The organism is Photorhabdus heterorhabditis (genome assembly GCF_018448905.1).
GTDB lineage: Bacteria > Pseudomonadota > Gammaproteobacteria > Enterobacterales > Enterobacteriaceae > Photorhabdus > Photorhabdus heterorhabditis.
This window is the reverse complement of sequence record NZ_RCWA01000185.1, coordinates 1-551: the sequence shown is the minus strand read 5'-3', so window position 1 is coordinate 551 and position 551 is coordinate 1. Positions and strand designations below refer to the sequence as shown.

1 protein-coding gene is annotated in these 551 nt (G+C 36.5%); it reads right to left on the bottom strand.

All coding sequences use genetic code 11. The annotated features are described in order from the left end of the window. On the bottom strand, positions 1-551 hold a 551-nt coding region (locus EAE89_RS23210; protein ID WP_214086691.1), incomplete at both ends, for an Imm52 family immunity protein.

Sequence of the window (551 nt, the reverse complement as noted above, 5' to 3'; positions counted from 1 at the left end):
CAAAAATGCCTTGTTTGGTGATAATTAATGTCCCCAATTGTTCTTTATCATTGGCAATAGGCAAGATTTCAGCTGCCATTGGTAATAATGCGGGATCTATAACAAAGGGTAAATAAATCATCCACCCAGCACTCAGCCTGTCGGGGAATACCTGATTTTTCTTCAAGGTATAACCGTTAGTTTCTACCATAATGTAGGGAGCATTACGGCTGAGAACTAAAAAGGTAATAAAATTAATCAGCCGTGAAAACTGAAAATCTTTTTCGTCAATATTGAGTCTTATTGTTATATTAGTTTGTCCTAACCTGTCACTACGATAGTTCTCATAAAATAGGGAACAGGAAAAATCGTCATCTTCACCATCCCAAATACTTTTTCCTATAAAAGGGAAATTTTCTTTGTAATTTTTTTCGAATACCTGAACTGCTTTTTCTGTCGGGTGGCCCCCTTCAAAAACAAGGTGTTCTAATGCTTCCTTACGAGTATGACCTGTCAAATACCAGGTTTTTTGACGCCTAAAGAATTGGTTAATCTGTTGCGTTATCTTATAC